Annotated in this window: 13 protein-coding genes; 7 read left to right on the top strand and 6 right to left on the bottom strand. The window is 55.4% G+C overall.

Annotated features, from left to right (window positions below; genetic code table 11):
- The first annotated feature begins 60 nt into the window (after nucleotides 1–60).
- The 5 genes from Q0835_RS07820 to Q0835_RS07800 all read left to right on the top strand — a co-directional run bounded on the left by Q0835_RS07820 (nucleotide 61) and on the right by Q0835_RS07800 (nucleotide 5,447).
- Complete coding sequence (locus tag Q0835_RS07820; protein ID WP_298959961.1) at nucleotides 61–1,188, top strand: enolase C-terminal domain-like protein; 1,128 nt, start codon at nucleotides 61–63, stop codon at nucleotides 1,186–1,188.
- Nucleotides 1,185–2,429 (top strand): FAD-binding oxidoreductase, encoded by a 1,245-nt coding sequence (locus Q0835_RS07815; protein WP_298959959.1) that lies wholly within the window; start codon nucleotides 1,185–1,187, stop codon nucleotides 2,427–2,429. Before Q0835_RS07820 ends, Q0835_RS07815 begins: the two co-directional genes overlap by 4 nt.
- A gap of 50 nt (nucleotides 2,430–2,479) precedes the next feature.
- A complete protein-coding gene (locus Q0835_RS07810; protein ID WP_298959956.1) occupies nucleotides 2,480–3,460 on the top strand; it encodes a TRAP transporter substrate-binding protein in 981 nt (326 codons plus the stop codon).
- A 138-nt stretch (nucleotides 3,461–3,598) separates the two neighbouring features.
- Nucleotides 3,599–4,132 (top strand): TRAP transporter small permease, encoded by a 534-nt coding sequence (locus Q0835_RS07805; protein ID WP_298822506.1) that lies wholly within the window; start codon nucleotides 3,599–3,601, stop codon nucleotides 4,130–4,132.
- 4 nt (nucleotides 4,133–4,136) lie between these two features.
- Nucleotides 4,137–5,447, top strand: coding sequence for a TRAP transporter large permease subunit (locus Q0835_RS07800; RefSeq protein ID WP_298959953.1), 1,311 nt, complete (start codon nucleotides 4,137–4,139; stop codon nucleotides 5,445–5,447).
- A gap of 86 nt (nucleotides 5,448–5,533) precedes the next feature.
- Here the strand turns inward: Q0835_RS07800 and Q0835_RS07795 are convergent, their stop codons facing one another.
- A complete protein-coding gene (locus Q0835_RS07795) occupies nucleotides 5,534–6,382 on the bottom strand; it encodes an enoyl-CoA hydratase/isomerase family protein (RefSeq protein WP_298959950.1) in 849 nt (282 codons plus the stop codon).
- A 321-nt stretch (nucleotides 6,383–6,703) separates the two neighbouring features.
- Between Q0835_RS07795 and Q0835_RS07790 the strand changes: the two genes are divergently transcribed.
- Both Q0835_RS07790 and Q0835_RS07785 read left to right on the top strand, forming a co-directional pair.
- Nucleotides 6,704–7,612 (top strand): LysR family transcriptional regulator, encoded by a 909-nt coding sequence (locus Q0835_RS07790; RefSeq protein WP_298822502.1) that lies wholly within the window; start codon nucleotides 6,704–6,706, stop codon nucleotides 7,610–7,612.
- A gap of 150 nt (nucleotides 7,613–7,762) precedes the next feature.
- Entirely contained in the window at nucleotides 7,763–8,761 is a 999-nt protein-coding gene (locus Q0835_RS07785; protein WP_298822500.1) for an aldo/keto reductase, read from the top strand.
- A gap of 73 nt (nucleotides 8,762–8,834) precedes the next feature.
- On the opposite strand, the gene Q0835_RS07780 is transcribed toward Q0835_RS07785, so the two are convergent.
- The 5 genes from Q0835_RS07780 to Q0835_RS07760 form a co-directional block, all read right to left on the bottom strand.
- Nucleotides 8,835–10,307: a hypothetical protein gene (locus Q0835_RS07780; protein ID WP_298959947.1), complete on the bottom strand. Its 1,473-nt coding sequence runs from the start codon at nucleotides 10,305–10,307 to the stop codon at nucleotides 8,835–8,837.
- Between the two features lie 270 nt (nucleotides 10,308–10,577).
- On the bottom strand, nucleotides 10,578–11,354 hold the full coding sequence (locus tag Q0835_RS07775; RefSeq protein ID WP_298959944.1) for an ABC transporter ATP-binding protein: 777 nt from the start codon (nucleotides 11,352–11,354) through the stop codon (nucleotides 10,578–10,580).
- Entirely contained in the window at nucleotides 11,351–12,250 is a 900-nt protein-coding gene (locus Q0835_RS07770; protein ID WP_298822497.1) for an ABC transporter ATP-binding protein, read from the bottom strand. The genes Q0835_RS07775 and Q0835_RS07770 overlap by 4 nt, the downstream gene beginning before the upstream one ends.
- A gap of 2 nt (nucleotides 12,251–12,252) precedes the next feature.
- Nucleotides 12,253–13,179 carry an ABC transporter permease gene (locus Q0835_RS07765; RefSeq protein ID WP_298822496.1) on the bottom strand — a complete coding sequence of 309 codons (927 nt, stop codon included), beginning with the start codon at nucleotides 13,177–13,179 and terminating at the stop codon, nucleotides 12,253–12,255.
- Nucleotides 13,179–14,153, bottom strand: a complete 975-nt coding sequence (locus Q0835_RS07760; protein WP_298960174.1) for an ABC transporter permease — start codon at nucleotides 14,151–14,153, stop codon at nucleotides 13,179–13,181. Before Q0835_RS07760 ends, Q0835_RS07765 begins: the two co-directional genes overlap by 1 nt.
- Nucleotides 14,154–14,233: the final 80 nt, after the last annotated feature.

Genomic DNA, 14,233 nt, shown 5'->3' with positions numbered 1-14,233 from the left:
AGTCTTTGTATTTGAAATGATGATTATCAGGCGTCACTGTCGCTATCGAAGGGGAACTTGATGGATCTTGATCAGAAGATCACGGGGATGAAGCTTTGGCATCTGTCGCTTCCGGTCCTGTCGCGCCGCGACCATGGGATCGGAACGGTGGAAGGTTCCTGTGAAATCATCGTCGTATCCCTCACCAGCGAAGGGGGGCACGTAGGCTGGGGCGAAGCATCTCCATGGTCGGTCTTCACCGGCTCTCCCGAGGCAAGCTTTGCAGCGCTCGACCGGTACATTCGTCCGCTGGTCGTGGGAAGAAGAATAGGCGACCGAGCTGCAATCATGCGCGATGCCGCGCGCGCCGTCGCCCACGCAACGGAAGCAAAAACGGCAATTGATACAGCCTTGCTTGATCTGACGGGCCAAATTCTCAACACGCCAGTCTGGGCCTTGCTGGGTGGCAGATGCCGCGACACGATCCCTTTGTCGGTTTCAATCGCCGATCCGGATTTCGACAATGACCGCCGCCTCTTGGACCGGTTGGTGGAAGACGGTGTCGGCATTGTGAAGCTTAAGGCAGGCTTTAAGGATCACACCTTTGACACGATGCGGCTCAAAGCGCTTGCCACGGACTACCCGAGACTGAACGTCCGGGTCGATTTCAATCAGGGCCTGACGATCGATGAAGCCCCGTCCCGCGTCTCAGATATCGCCGAATTTGAACCGGACTTCATCGAACAGCCGGTTCGCCACACTCAATTTGCGATGATGGCAAGACTGCGCGAGATGCTTAGAGTGCCGCTTCTCGCGGACGAATCCGTCTTCGGGCCCGAAGACATGACGCGAGCCATCCAGGAAGGCATTTGTGATGGCGTTTCGATAAAGGTGATGAAAGCCGGAAGTCTTTCCAGGGCGCAGGAAGTTGCAAAAATGGCGGCCGCCAATGGGCTGTCGGCCTATGGCGGCGACATGTTCGAGGCCGGACTGGCCCACCTTGCCGGTACGCACATGATTGCGGCGACACCGGAAATCACCCTTGGCTGCGAATTCTACCAGGCGAGCTATTTCCTGAAGCAAGACATCCTCGAGACGCCATTCCCGGTCAAGGATGGGCATGTAATCGTGCCCAACGGTCCGGGCCTCGGCATAAGGCCCGACATCGACCGTCTGAACCACACTGCTGTGACCAAGGTGGCTGCATGACCAAAACAGTCGCCATTGTCGGTGCCGGAATAGTCGGCGTGTCAACTGCGATCTGGATGCAGCGCGAGGGACACAAGGTCATCCTGATCGACAAGGCCGGCCCGGGAGAAGGAGCCAGCCACGGCAACGGGGGTGTACTCGCCTCCTGCTCCATGGTGCCCATTACGGTGCCGGGCTTGCTGCACAAAGCGCCGCGAATGCTGTTTTCTCCCAACATGCCTTTGTTTCTGAAATGGAGCTATCTGCCAAAACTCCTGCCCTGGCTGAGCAAGTATCTGTCCCATGCCAATGAAACCGATGTGAAACGGATCGCCAAGGCAGTGAGCGAGATCGTCGGCGACAGCCTTGCTGAGCATCAAGCGCTCGCAGCCGGCACCGGTGCGGAGCACTTTATCGTGCCTGCGGACTACCTCTTTCTCTATCGGGACCGCGCGCACTTTGAAGAAGACGCATTCGGCTGGTCCATCAGGGCCGACTGTGGCTTTGAATGGGAGGAGCTGGAGGGTCCCGCCGTTGCAGCCTATGACAGTGGCTATTCAGCAGATATCGGCTTTGCTGCCAGGCTTAAAAATCATGGCCGCATCACGGACCCCGGCAGATACGTCAAAGCCCTGGCAGCTCACGCGACAGCCACCGGAGCAGAGTTCATTCAGGCTGAAGTGCACCGGATAAACCGGACGGGAGATGGGCCACCTTTGCTGGAGACTAGCAATGGGCCGATCGAAGCAGATGATATTCTGATTGCAACCGGTGCCTGGTCGAAACCACTGGCCGATCAACTTGGTCTCAATGTTCCCCTTGAAAGCGAACGCGGATACCATCTGGAACTTTGGGAACCCAATTTCATGCCGCGCTCACCCGTGATGGTAGCCAGCGGCAAATTCGTTGTCACGCCCATGGAGGGACGGATCAGGTTGGCAGGTGTTGTGGAATTCGGCGGCCTGGAAGCGCCCCCTTCCAGAGCGCCTCTCGAATTGTTGAAACGCAATATCCGCGCGGCAATGCCAGACCTGACGTGGAAAAGGGAAGTGGAATGGATGGGGCATCGCCCCGCCCCTTCAGATTCCATTCCGGCAATCGGCCCCGTACCAGGTGTCAAGGGCGCCTGGCTCGGTTTCGGACATCATCATATTGGTTTGACAGGAGGACCAAAAACCGGACGTCTTTTGGCGCAAATGATCTCGGCAAAAAAAACAAATCTCGATCTGTCGCCATTTTCCGCTGCACGGTTCCAACAATAAGCACAGCAAGCAGGAACCGGCTGCAAACCCAACCAGAAGGGAGCACTAATATGAAGTTTCTAACCAAGGTACTGACAACGACAGCATTGGTCGCCGCCAGCACAATGCCTGCGCTGGCAGCAGAAAAATGGGATATGCCGATGGCATATTCGGCAAGCAACTTCCATTCCGCGACCGGCGCTGAATTTGCAAAATGCGTGACCACTGGCACTAGCGGTGAAATCGAAATTGTTACGCACCCGTCCGGCTCACTCTTCCCCGGAGCGCAAATCAAGCGCGCGATCCAGACCGGCCAGGTGCCGATCGGTGAACGTCTGCTCTCAGGTCACCAGAACGAAAACGCCCTATTCGGCTTTGACTCAATTCCGTTCCTGGCAACCTCGTTCGACGACAGCGAAAAGCTCTGGAAAGCTGCAAAACCGACCATCGAAAAGGTGCTGGCCGACCAGAACCTGACGTTGCTCTACGCCGTGCCGTGGCCGCCACAGGGTCTATACTTCAAGAGCGAAGTCAATTCCGTTGCCGACATGAAAGGTATCAAGTTCCGCAGTTACAACAACGCGACATCGCGGCTTGCCGAATTGACAGGCATGTTGCCGGTTACGATCGAAGCGGCTGAAATCAGCCAGGCATTCGCCACTGGCGTTGCGGACTCCATGGTCTCATCCGGTTCCACAGGTTATGACCGTAAGGTATGGGAATCTCTGGACTATTTCTATGAAGTAGATGCCTGGTTACCCCGCAACTACGTGATGGTCAACTCAGGCGTCTGGGACGGTGTTTCGGATCAGAACAAGAATGTCATCCGCGCTTGTGCCCAGATGGCTGAATATGCGGGCAACTGGCGTTCGAAAGAATATACCGGTTTCACTTTGCAGGGCCTGCGCGATGGCGGCATGACGGTTGGACCGGCTTCTGACCAGATGGTCGGCGAGTTGAAGGACATCGGTGTTACGATGACCAACGAATGGCTGGAAGCTGCCGGTGATGACGGCGCAGCCATCGTCGAATCCTTCAAATCGATGCAGTAACGCCACCTAGCGGACGGCCTATCCGGCCGTCCGCTGTTCCGGAAAATACCTCCTTGAATAACCTCTGAGAGCCTGGGTGCTTACCAGGGCTTGGCGGTTGTTCATGGAAGGTTATGAAAAGAACCTATTGGGGACGTTATGACAGCGCTCAGGAAACTTCGGACCGGTCTCGACTTTCTCTATCTAGCATCCGGCGTGCTCGCCGCCTTGTGCCTCATTGCGATCCTTGTCCTGATCGTCCTGCAGATGCTTGCCCGCTGGATTGGCGAAGTTGCTCCGGGTATTCCCGAATATGCAGGTTACTTCATGGCGGCGGCCTCTTTCCTGGCTTTCGCAAACGCTCTCAACCGCGGCAGCCATATCCGCGTCTCGATCCTCTTGAACGCGGTTCCGCCGGCGGTGGCGCGATGGATCGACGTTTGGTGCTTCGCAATCGGAGCGCTGGTGATGTGGTACTTCGTCTGGTTCGGCTGGCGGTTCGTCAACTTCTCCATCATGATCAACGACATCAGTCAGGGTCAGGACCGCACTCCCCTATGGATCCCGCAATCCTTCATGTTGGCCGGCGCGATTATCATGGCGATAGCTCTGACCGATCATCTCATTCATCTGCTGTTTGACGGCAAAAATCGGATCAAGCGCGATCTGGTCGACCAGAGTTTCGGGGAGTAAGGCCATGGAAGACTTCTCGATCATCATTCTTTTTATCTTCGTCCTTCTCCTGCTTCTGGGCAGCGGTGTCTGGATCGGTCTGGCGCTTATGGGCGTTGCATGGGTTGGCATGGAACTTTTCACCACCCGCCCCGTGGGTGACGTTATGCTGACCACGATCTGGTCTTCGTCCTCAAGCTGGACGCTGACCGCCTTGCCGCTCTTTATCTGGATGGGCGAAATCCTTTACCGAACGCGGCTATCGGAAGACATGTTCCGCGGCTTGAGCCCCTGGATGGCCGGATTGCCCGGCGGTCTTGTGCACACCAACATCGTCGGTTGCACCGTCTTTGCCGCAGTATCAGGGTCCAGCGCAGCCACTTTGACGACCGTCGGCAAGATGTCGATACCCGAACTCAGAAAGCGCAATTACCCCGAAAACATGGTGATTGGCACACTTGCCGGTGCAGCTACGCTGGGGCTGATGATCCCGCCCTCGCTGACACTGATCGTCTATGGCGTGACGATCAACGAATCCATTTCAAAACTCTTCTTTGCGGGCATTTTGCCGGGTCTCGTGCTCGCCTCCATGTTCATGGCATACGTGGCGATCATGTCAAAGGTGTCGAAAAACTGGAATCCGGCACCGGAACCCAAAATGAGTTTTGCGAAAAGAGTTCAGAATTCCAGGTTTCTGATCCCGGTCATCCTGCTCATACTTCTGGTGATCGGGTCCATGTACCTGGGCTTTGCCACAGCGACAGAGGCAGCGGCCTTTGGCGTGATCGGCAGCCTGCTCCTGGCCGCCAGCCAGGGGTCACTGAGCTGGAAGACCTTTGCCGAAAGCCTGATGGGGGCAACCAGAACATCGGCGATGATCGCCCTGATCCTGGCCGGTGCCGCCTTCCTGTCGCTGTCCATGGGTTTCACAGGCCTGCCGCGTGGCCTGGCCGACCTGATCGCACAAATGGAACTGTCCCGGTTCGAGCTTTTGATGGCGCTTCTGGTCTTCTACATCATCCTGGGAATGTTCCTCGATGGCATTTCCTCAGTGGTGCTGACCATGGCCGTTGTCGAGACAATGGTTCGCCAGGCCGGGATTGATCTGATCTGGTTCGGTATTTTCATTGTCGTGGTGGTCGAAATGGCCCAGATCACGCCGCCGATCGGGTTCAATCTGTTCGTCCTTCAAGGCATGACACGTCATGAGATGGGTTTCATTGCCCGGGCCAGTATCCCGATGTTCCTGATCATGGTCCTGATGGTCTTCGTACTGATCGCCTTCCCGGAAATTGCCACCTGGCTTCCGGAAAACATTCGTCAGGGCCCCGGCTGATCCCGATTGCGTCAAGTGCCGCTATTTCAGCAAAACGACAAAAGGCCACCCGCAACAGCAGGTGGCCTTCCAATTGACGCTAAAGGTCAGTCGTTGATTTCCTGAACTTTCATGACAAGTTCGTTCCAGTTGCGCTGGTTTTCAATGTCGTGTTCCAGTCCTTGCTCGTCTGCAATGGTGAAACGCTTGACAGCCGGCGTTTTGCTGGTCGCCTGATACAGCCAGTAAGCTTCGGCTTTCAGGGCCTCATCGATCGGCTTGTCTATGGATTCGTAGACCATTTGTTTGCAGGCGTTGATGGATTCAGCAGGGAATTGCGCAATACGCTTGGCCAAAGTATCCACATAGTCGCCAATCTCATCCGGTTCGAGTGCCTTGTTGATCGTTCCCATTGCTTCCGCTTCATCGGCATCGAAATCGCGAGCGCTCAAGATGATCTCCAATGCGCGGCCAAGGCCGGTTTGGCGCGCCATGCGTGAGGCTCCGCCGCCGCATGGCAAGATCCCCATACCAACTTCCATCTGCATAAATTTGAACTTTCCTCGAGCTGCAAAGCGCATGTCGAGCGCCAGCGCCAGCTCGTGCCCTCCACCGCGCGCAAAGCCCTCCAGTTTGGCAATCGTCGCTTGAGGAACCTTGCTGATGCGCTCACAAACCGACTGCAGATCGAGAAGTTGCGCTTCTTCGCGTGACACGGCTTCTGTCGACATATCCTTCAACAGTTCAGTGTCATAGTGACAAACCCAGATTTCGGGATTGGCTGACTGGAACACGACAACCTTGGTTTCACGGTCTCTTTCCAACCGCATTGCAAGACTGTTCAGATCGGCCAGCATTTCCTGTCCCTGAACATTCACGGTCCCAAAATCAAAGGTTACCGTCGCAATTCCGTTGTCCACTTTTACATCGAAGGTGGAGAAGTTTTCGTACTTCATGTGTGCGCTCCTAATCCAATTACGGTGCACACGACCCTTCATCGAAATCAGCTCCGCTAAAGTGGTCGCGTGTCACGGAGGCATCTCGTGCTCCGCAGAGCCAGAACTACACTAACCAGATTTTTCTATTAATCCGGCAAATAAATGTTTCAGTAATCGTTTCTTCAAGTTAATTAGAGTACTTGAACCGAAAAAAGCCCGGTGAAAGTCCTCATATGTCTTCTGGCAGGATCAGGTCTACGGCATTCACAGAGGTGATTGGCAGCAACCGGCGCCATACGTTTTTGTCGAACGGGAAATTGAAAAACCGGAACCAATCGAATGGATACAGAGTGTATTAGGCTGTTCGTGCTGGCAGCAGATATGCTGAATATCAGCGCCGCTGGACGCCAGCTTGGATTGGCACAGGCCGTTGCGAGTGCGCGCCTTTCAAAGCTTGAAAAACAGGTGGGTTCGGACTTGCTGCACCGGTCCACGCGAAAGGTATCCCTGTCGCTCGAGGGAGCCGAATTTCTCCCTTTTGCTCGAGAAATTCTTGCCCAGGAAGATGCCTTCTTTGCCGCGCAGGGCCACGACGGGAGGCAGGTCAAAGGGACGTTGCGCTTTGCCGCTCCAAGTTCCTTCGCCCAGCTCTTCATTGCTCCGATACTGGGTGAATTTCTCGACCGTTTTCCCGGGATCGACATTCAGCTCAAGCTGTCCGACACGCAAATGGACTTGATCGAAGGAGCTTACGATCTGGCATTGCGAAACTATGCAATTGAGGACAGCAGTCTCAGAGCCAGGAAACTCGCGGATGATCGGCGCATTCTTTGCGCTTCGCCGGACTATCTGGAACGCAACGGTTTTCCGTCTTCTCCTGATGATCTGGCAACACATCGTCTTCTTGTGTTTCGAGAAGGTCCTCCGCGCAAACTCGTTGCCGCAAAAGAAGAACCATACGCCGTATTCCCTCCCCCGAATGCTGAAAACCGCCTCACCTTCGATGACGGAACCTGTATGAAAATTTCGACTGTCAATGGAGCAGGCATTTCGATGAACTCTTTCTGGAGCGTCTATCAGGAACTGAAGCAGGGCACTCTTGTGCGCGTTCTCCCCGACTATGAAGTGCATGACAAATCGGCCATATGGCTTGTCTATCCAAAATCAAATGTCCTGACTGCAAAGGTGCGTGTCTTTATCGATTTCCTGATGGAAAAAATCGGCAGACCGCCTCTTTGGGAGCTCTAGTTTGCAGGCATCAACACTGTTCCAAAGGCTCGTTGTGCAATCTGCCGCTATGCTGAAGGAATATTCAGCCCTTGGACTTCAACGCATTTGGGCACTAAAACAACAAACTCAGATAGAATTCTCCAATTTCCCCAACACTCAGAGGGACATATGCAAAAACGCAAACTGGGTGCCGACGGTCCTGAAATCGGCGCGATTGGCTATGGCGCCATGTCCTTTTCCGACATGTATGGGCCAACCAACGAAGCCGAGAGCCATGCAGTCCTTGATGCATGTCGTGAATTGGGTGTTACACACCTTGATACGGCTAATATTTACGGTATGGGAAAATCGGAAAACGCGATCGGAACCTACCTGAAGGCCAATCCGGCAGCCCGGGACGAGTTCATCATCGCGACGAAGGCCACCATAACCAGAGATTCAGACGGCAATCGCATCTTCGACAACTCCGCAGAGCATCTTGAAGCGGAACTGGACAAGTCGCTTCAACGGCTTGGGGTCGAGTGCGTGGACCTGTTTTATGCGCATCGGCGCGACACCCGCTTCACCCCGGAAGAAACGGCAACAAATCTTGGGAGGTTGGTTGAAAAAGGCAAGACCCGCGCGATCGGCCTGTCGGAAATTGCACCTTCAACGCTGCGCCGCGCCATGAAAGCCTTTCCAATCGCTGCCGTTCAATCGGAATATTCGCTCTCCACGCGGTTCCCGGACCTTGGGCTGGTGCAGGCTTGCGCCGAACTTGGCGTTGCCATGGTGGCTTTCTCGCCTGTCGGCCGCTCACTCCTGACCGACAATCCGATCTCGCGTGAAGCTCTTGCAAACTTGCCCTTTCTAGGCGGGAACCCACGTTTCATGGAACCGAACCTGACCGAAAACCTTCGCCTCACCGAAGGCTTTCGAAAGCTTGCTGCTGAAATGGGTACGACCGCTGCAGGATTGGCCAATGCCTGGCTGCTCAGCCGCGGGCCTCATGTGATCCCGATCCCGGGCACCCGCTCAGTGAGCCATTTGCGTGAATGCATCTCCGGAGCAGACCTGACCCTTTCAGATGCGGATCTTGAACGCATCGAAGCCGTTCTGCCTGTGGGCTGGGCACATGGCGACCGGTATTCGGTAGACCAGTGGAACGGGCCCGAACGCTACTGTTGATGCATCCATGCAAAACAACCCGTCGACAGATTGCCGATCTGGCGAACGGGACGCTAACGCCAGACCCGAAAATTCACTCCCCGGCAAAGCGGTAAAGAATGTCGCCACCCATGCTCAACTCAGCGCCAGGATAAACCGTATACCCGTCACAAAGTTGGTCGAGCCGGATCATGACATCCCGGTAAAACCAGAGCCGATCCGTTGGCGGCAAAAACTTGTTCGCCAACTCCAGCGCTTGCGTGACGTCTCCCTTTGCGAGCAGCAGCTCCAAGTAAATTGTTCGATCGACCCCCAGCGGCAGATCGTCTTTGCCACTTTGAACTGCTGACGCCGCCGCCATCCAAGCCTCCCAATCGAAATCCGGTGGCAATACTGAAGGTCGCGATGGAAGACCAGTATCGGTCTCGGTCAGGTAGGGGACCATAGCCTGCCTCGCAATCATCCAATTCAAGGTGGTTTGCGCAGTATCCGCATAGTGGCGGACAGTTTTTCCCAAGCTAAAACTCGCCATCTGCTGGCGCAGATTTTCATTGCCCAAATCGTCGGACAAAAGCCCATAAAGATATACCCAAGCAGGTTCGAGCTCGGCTCTTGGCTGCAGACGCGCGGCTTCGATTTCAGCGAGAAAGTCACGAGATACACCCGCAATCGGGCCTTCGGCTCCCGTTTGATTGAAGAGAATGCTCAGCCACGCCATTCCCCCCATCTGGGAAGAAGCTCGCAGTATCTCATGATAATGCACACGCCGTTGCCGGCGCTCATCATCATCTCCGGGAACAGGAACCGGGGCGTTTTGATAATAGATCGACGCAAGATAGGTCGTCAGCTTGTCAGGCCCCGCCAGCTTTGCCAGGTCCTCTTCCTGGTGCCTCTCGAGCAAGGCATCATACTCCGACAGCTCCTGGCGCGAGCCTAGAACCATGGCAGCAACACCCAATTCCCCGGCAGCTTCCGCATTTCGGGCCAATGTCAATTTGAAGTCATCGCTTTGATCAACAACCCAGTTGTGAACGCCAAGCCCGCTGAAATACCGAGCTTCAAAGCCTTTGACCAAGTCAGGACTGTTCCGCACCGCTGTCAGCAATTCAAAGAAAGTTGCGCCAGCATCAGCCAACAGGATTTGTCGCATGACAACGGGCGAAAAATCGGCAAAGATTTCGACCGCAGGTCGATCATCCGCTTTCAAACCTTCTTCTATGCCCGATTTGGAGATCGCGAAGGCTAGCCGCACATTAGTCAGGCCCTGAGCTTGGCGTTGAGTACCAGCTTGAACGTGATCCAGAAGCTCCAGTCCGGCGGCCATGCCCAAATCGTCGTAGCGCAGCTTCAAATAGGTAGCTGCTGTTCCAAAATGCCGTTGTGAAAACCTTTTGACCCGCGGGCGCTCTGAAATAATACGATCAGCGAGGTCAAGTATGGTGGCCCTATGCGGGCCGCATGAAGACTGATCGCTTCCGCTCAGCCGCTCCTCTCCATAAACAGCATTGATACCGAACAGGAAACACACAAATGCGCCCGTCATGGCAATCTTCCGACTTATCGACATCGTCCAAGTCCTCCGTTTTGCCCACTCCCTGCGTTTATGTCTTTGAATAAAAGCCCAATTTTTCGATTGTGTTGGTTTTTCGAGTGTCTTTCAGCTCGAAGTTAGCACGTTGCCAGCGACGCGTTAAACGTCTAGCACACTACCTTACAACTGAATTCACCGCTGACGAATGGTTTTCGTCCTATGACTGCCATCTGAAGCACCACCATCGCTCATGTGCATTCAGAGCTGGTCTCAGTCCATCGAAAGGCGAAACTCATTCGGCCTTTTTCATGCAATTTCCTTGAACCCTGCCAACGCCTTGCGATCGTAACCATGCGATGCAGTCCAGAGCTGGCGCGTATATTCGTGCTTGAGATCGCCTGTGCGCATCTGATCTTCACTCATTTCCTCAACCACCACTCCGCGGTTCATCACCGCAATTCGGCTGCAAAGATGACCGACAACGGCAAGGTCGTGGCTGACCATCACATAGGTCAGGCCATGCGCCTTCCGAAGTGCCGAAAGAAGGTTCAGAATTTCCGCCTGGACAGACACGTCCAGCGCGCTGGTCGGCTCATCAAGCAGGATGACCCGCGGCTCCAGAATGAGCGCGCGCGCAATGGCGACACGCTGGCGCTGCCCACCGGAAAGCTGATGCGGATAGCGAAAACGGTATTCCGGGCCAAGGCCGACTTCGCCCAGGATTTTCAGAACCCGTTCTTCGCGTTTATCCATTCCGTGGATGATCAGCGGCTCACTTAAAGTGGCATCGACTGTCCTGCGCGGATGCAGCGAGCCGTAGGGATCCTGGAACACCATCTGCATATGTTTGCGGGAGGCAGGTGTTCGTTTGTGGGCAATTGGCTGCCCATCAATTCTGATAGTCCCGGTCCAGTGGGAATAGATACCGACCATGGCTCTCAGAACGGTTGATTTTCCAGAGCCCGATTCACCGACAAGTCCGAAACTTTCTCCTTCTGCGACCGACAGATTGAAATTCTTGACTGCTTGGATCTGGTTTTTGCCCGAACCGAAAGTAATGCTGAAGTCGTTGATATCAATCATTGCTCGAACACCCCGCTGGCGTCGCTTGGCTGCGCGAGCCAGGCAGGGTCCCGTTCAAGAACAGGCAGGTCGTCGTGCCGACCGTCAAGCCTCGGCAAGCAATTGAGAAGCCCTCTCGTATAGGGATGTTGCGCTTCATCGAGACGCTTGGCATCGAGCGTTTCCATGATACGACCGCCATACATGACAAGCACCCGGTCACAAAAACTGGAGACCAGCTGCAAGTCGTGACTGATCAGTACGAGACCCATGCCACGTTCTCGCACCATGTCATCAAGCAACGAGAGCACCTGCATCTGTACGGTCACATCCAGTGCGGAGGTCGGTTCGTCCGCGATCATCACGTCGGGATTCGTAATCAGCATCATCGCGATCATGATGCGTTGGCCCATGCCACCCGACACCTGATGCGGATAAAGGGAGTAAACCTTTTCCGGTTCACGGATGTGAACTGTGTCGAGCATTGAAAGCGCCCGCTTTTTTGCTTCCGTCCGGGGAATGTTTTCATGCCGTCGGCAGGATTCGGCAATCTGTGCGCCCACGGTCAGCACCGGGTTCAGCGAGTATTTGGGATCCTGCATGATCATGGAGATGCGCGAACCGCGAATGTTTCGCATTGTCCTGGCATTCGCGTGCATCAGATCCATGCCGCTGAACATCAGTTTTTCTGCCTCAATGCGTCCGTTGCCCGCTGTCAGGCGCAGAAGTGCCCGTCCGGTTTGAGACTTGCCTGACCCGGACTCGCCGACAATTCCAAGCCTCTCCCGGCCAAGGTCAAAGCTGACACCGCGAACGGCATGAACAAGGCCTTTGGAGGTCGAAAAGCGCACATGAAGGTCACGAACCGACAACATCGGTTCTTCGCGCAGAGGCTCCTTGTTGAAACTTCCGTTCATGATCAGTGCCCCCCTGAACTGCGCGGGTCGAGAACATCGCGCAGACCGTCGCCCAGCAGGTTGAAGCCGAGCGAGACAACCAGGATAGCGATGCCCGGAATGGTCGGCACCCACCATTGATCCAGCAGATAGTCGCGTCCAGAGGCGATCATCGCCCCCCATTCGGCGAGCGGTGGTTGCGCGCCAAGACCCAGGAAGCCGAGGCCGGCAGCGGTCAGGATGATCCCGGCCATGTCCAGCGTCAGACGAACGATTGTGGAAGACATGCACATTGGCATGATATGTGCCAGCAGGACCCGCACGCGCGACGCGCCCATGATCTGCGCTGCCAGGATGTATTCTGAGTTGCGCAGGGTCAGTGTTTCGGCCCGCGCAAGGCGCGCATAGGGCGACCAGGTCGTCAAGGCGATGGCGAGTACCGCGTTCTCCAGTCCGGGGCCAAGAACGGCGACAAATGCCAACGCAAGGATCAAACGGGGAAAGGCCAGAAAGATGTCGGTGATCCGCATCAATGTCGCATCGACAACACCGCCGAACAGCCCGGCTGTTGTGCCGATGATAAGGCCAATGGGCATCACGATGATCGACACCAGAAAGATGATGTAGAGCGTCACCCGCGACCCCCAGACAATCCTGTCGTAAATGTCCCGCCCAAGTTCGTCTGTCCCGAACCAATGCTCAGAGCTTGGCGGAGCGAGGCGATTGGAAAGCTCCTGCGTCGTCCCGTCCCCGGAGGTCAGCAGTGGAGCGAAAAGAGCAACCAGACAGAGGAAGAGCACGATGAAAAAGCCGAGCATCGCAATCGGATTGGACTTGAATGAGAGCCAGCTGATATAGGCGCGCTGGCAACGGGCCTGGAAAGCATTGTGCGGCGAGTCGGCCAGCAACCAGGACACAACGGAACTTGAGGTTTGCGTGTGCTCCGACATTATTTCGCCCTCGGATCGACGATGCGATAGAGCATGTCAGACAGCATGTTGATGAAAACGAAGGAGATACCAACGACCAGTGTTCCGCCTATCACGGCGTTCATGTCAGCGTTGAACAACGAATTGGTGATGTATTGCCCAATGCCAGGCCAGGCAAACACCGTCTCGGTCAGAACGGAACCTTCGAGCAGGCTGGCATAGGTCAGTCCGATGATGGTGATCAGCTGAACCATCACGTTCCGGAACGCGTGGTACCAGATCACCGTCCCCTCACCCAGCCCCTTCACGCGCGCCGTTAGAACATATTCCTGATTGAGCTGGTCCAGCATGAAGGACCGCGTCATGCGGGCAATATAGGCCAGTGAATAGATTGCCAGCATGGAAGCCGGCAGGATGACATGGGACAATGCATTCTGGAACACATCCCATTCGCCGGCAATCGCAGCGTCGATCATGATGACACCTGTCACCGGATCGACGATACCGTCGTAGAAGAAGTCAATCCGGCCAGGACCGGCCACCCAGTCCAGCTTGGCATAAAAGACCAGCAATGCGACCATGCCGAGCCAGAAAATCGGGATGGAGTGGCCAAGTAGACCGATGACCCGAACGCAGTGATCGATGAGCGTACCTTGGCGGACGGCAGCGAAAACACCAGCGGGAATACCTATTATCACGCCGACAACCGTTGCGATCGTGGCCAATTCCAGCGTTGCTGGAAAAAACCGCTTGATGTCCTCCAGAACGGGCTGCCCCGTCATCACCGAGTTGCCGAAATCGCCGCGCAGGACGTCACTCAGGAAGATAAGGTATTGCTGCCAGATCGGCTTGTCGAGGCCGAGCTGCAAAAACATGGCGTCATAAACTTCCTTCGACGCTCTGTCTCCGACAATGGCGACAACGGGGTCATTGGGCATGATACGCCCGATGACGAAGGTGACTGCGGTCAGACCGATAAAAGTCAGGGCCAACATTAGGATGCCGCCGCCGATTTTCCGGGCAACATTCAGATAGGGTTTGAAGTCCACTGCCGGGCGCGGTGTCGCGGCGCTAT

It is taken from the genome of uncultured Roseibium sp. (genome assembly GCF_947499295.1).
In the GTDB taxonomy this organism is placed as follows: Bacteria; Pseudomonadota; Alphaproteobacteria; order Rhizobiales; family Stappiaceae; genus Roseibium.
The sequence above is the reverse complement of the archived record's forward strand: the minus strand, read 5'-3'. Positions and strand labels throughout refer to the sequence as shown.

Coding starts and splice junctions, on each gene's coding strand:
- Q0835_RS07820 (WP_298959961.1), top strand. CDS start 61: ATGGATCTTGATCAGAAGATCACGGGGATGAAGCTTTGGCATCTGTCG.
- Q0835_RS07805 (WP_298822506.1), top strand. CDS start 3,599: ATGACAGCGCTCAGGAAACTTCGGACCGGTCTCGACTTTCTCTATCTA.
- Q0835_RS07770 (WP_298822497.1), bottom strand. CDS start 12,250: ATGAACGGAAGTTTCAACAAGGAGCCTCTGCGCGAAGAACCGATGTTG.
- Q0835_RS07775 (WP_298959944.1), bottom strand. CDS start 11,354: ATGATTGATATCAACGACTTCAGCATTACTTTCGGTTCGGGCAAAAAC.
- Q0835_RS07800 (WP_298959953.1), top strand. CDS start 4,137: ATGGAAGACTTCTCGATCATCATTCTTTTTATCTTCGTCCTTCTCCTG.
- Q0835_RS07765 (WP_298822496.1), bottom strand. CDS start 13,179: ATGTCGGAGCACACGCAAACCTCAAGTTCCGTTGTGTCCTGGTTGCTG.
- Q0835_RS07780 (WP_298959947.1), bottom strand. CDS start 10,307: ATGTCGATAAGTCGGAAGATTGCCATGACGGGCGCATTTGTGTGTTTC.
- Q0835_RS07785 (WP_298822500.1), top strand. CDS start 7,763: ATGCAAAAACGCAAACTGGGTGCCGACGGTCCTGAAATCGGCGCGATT.
- Q0835_RS07795 (WP_298959950.1), bottom strand. CDS start 6,382: ATGAAGTACGAAAACTTCTCCACCTTCGATGTAAAAGTGGACAACGGA.
- Q0835_RS07790 (WP_298822502.1), top strand. CDS start 6,704: ATGGATACAGAGTGTATTAGGCTGTTCGTGCTGGCAGCAGATATGCTG.
- Q0835_RS07810 (WP_298959956.1), top strand. CDS start 2,480: ATGAAGTTTCTAACCAAGGTACTGACAACGACAGCATTGGTCGCCGCC.
- Q0835_RS07760 (WP_298960174.1), bottom strand. CDS start 14,153: ATGTTGGCCCTGACTTTTATCGGTCTGACCGCAGTCACCTTCGTCATC.
- Q0835_RS07815 (WP_298959959.1), top strand. CDS start 1,185: ATGACCAAAACAGTCGCCATTGTCGGTGCCGGAATAGTCGGCGTGTCA.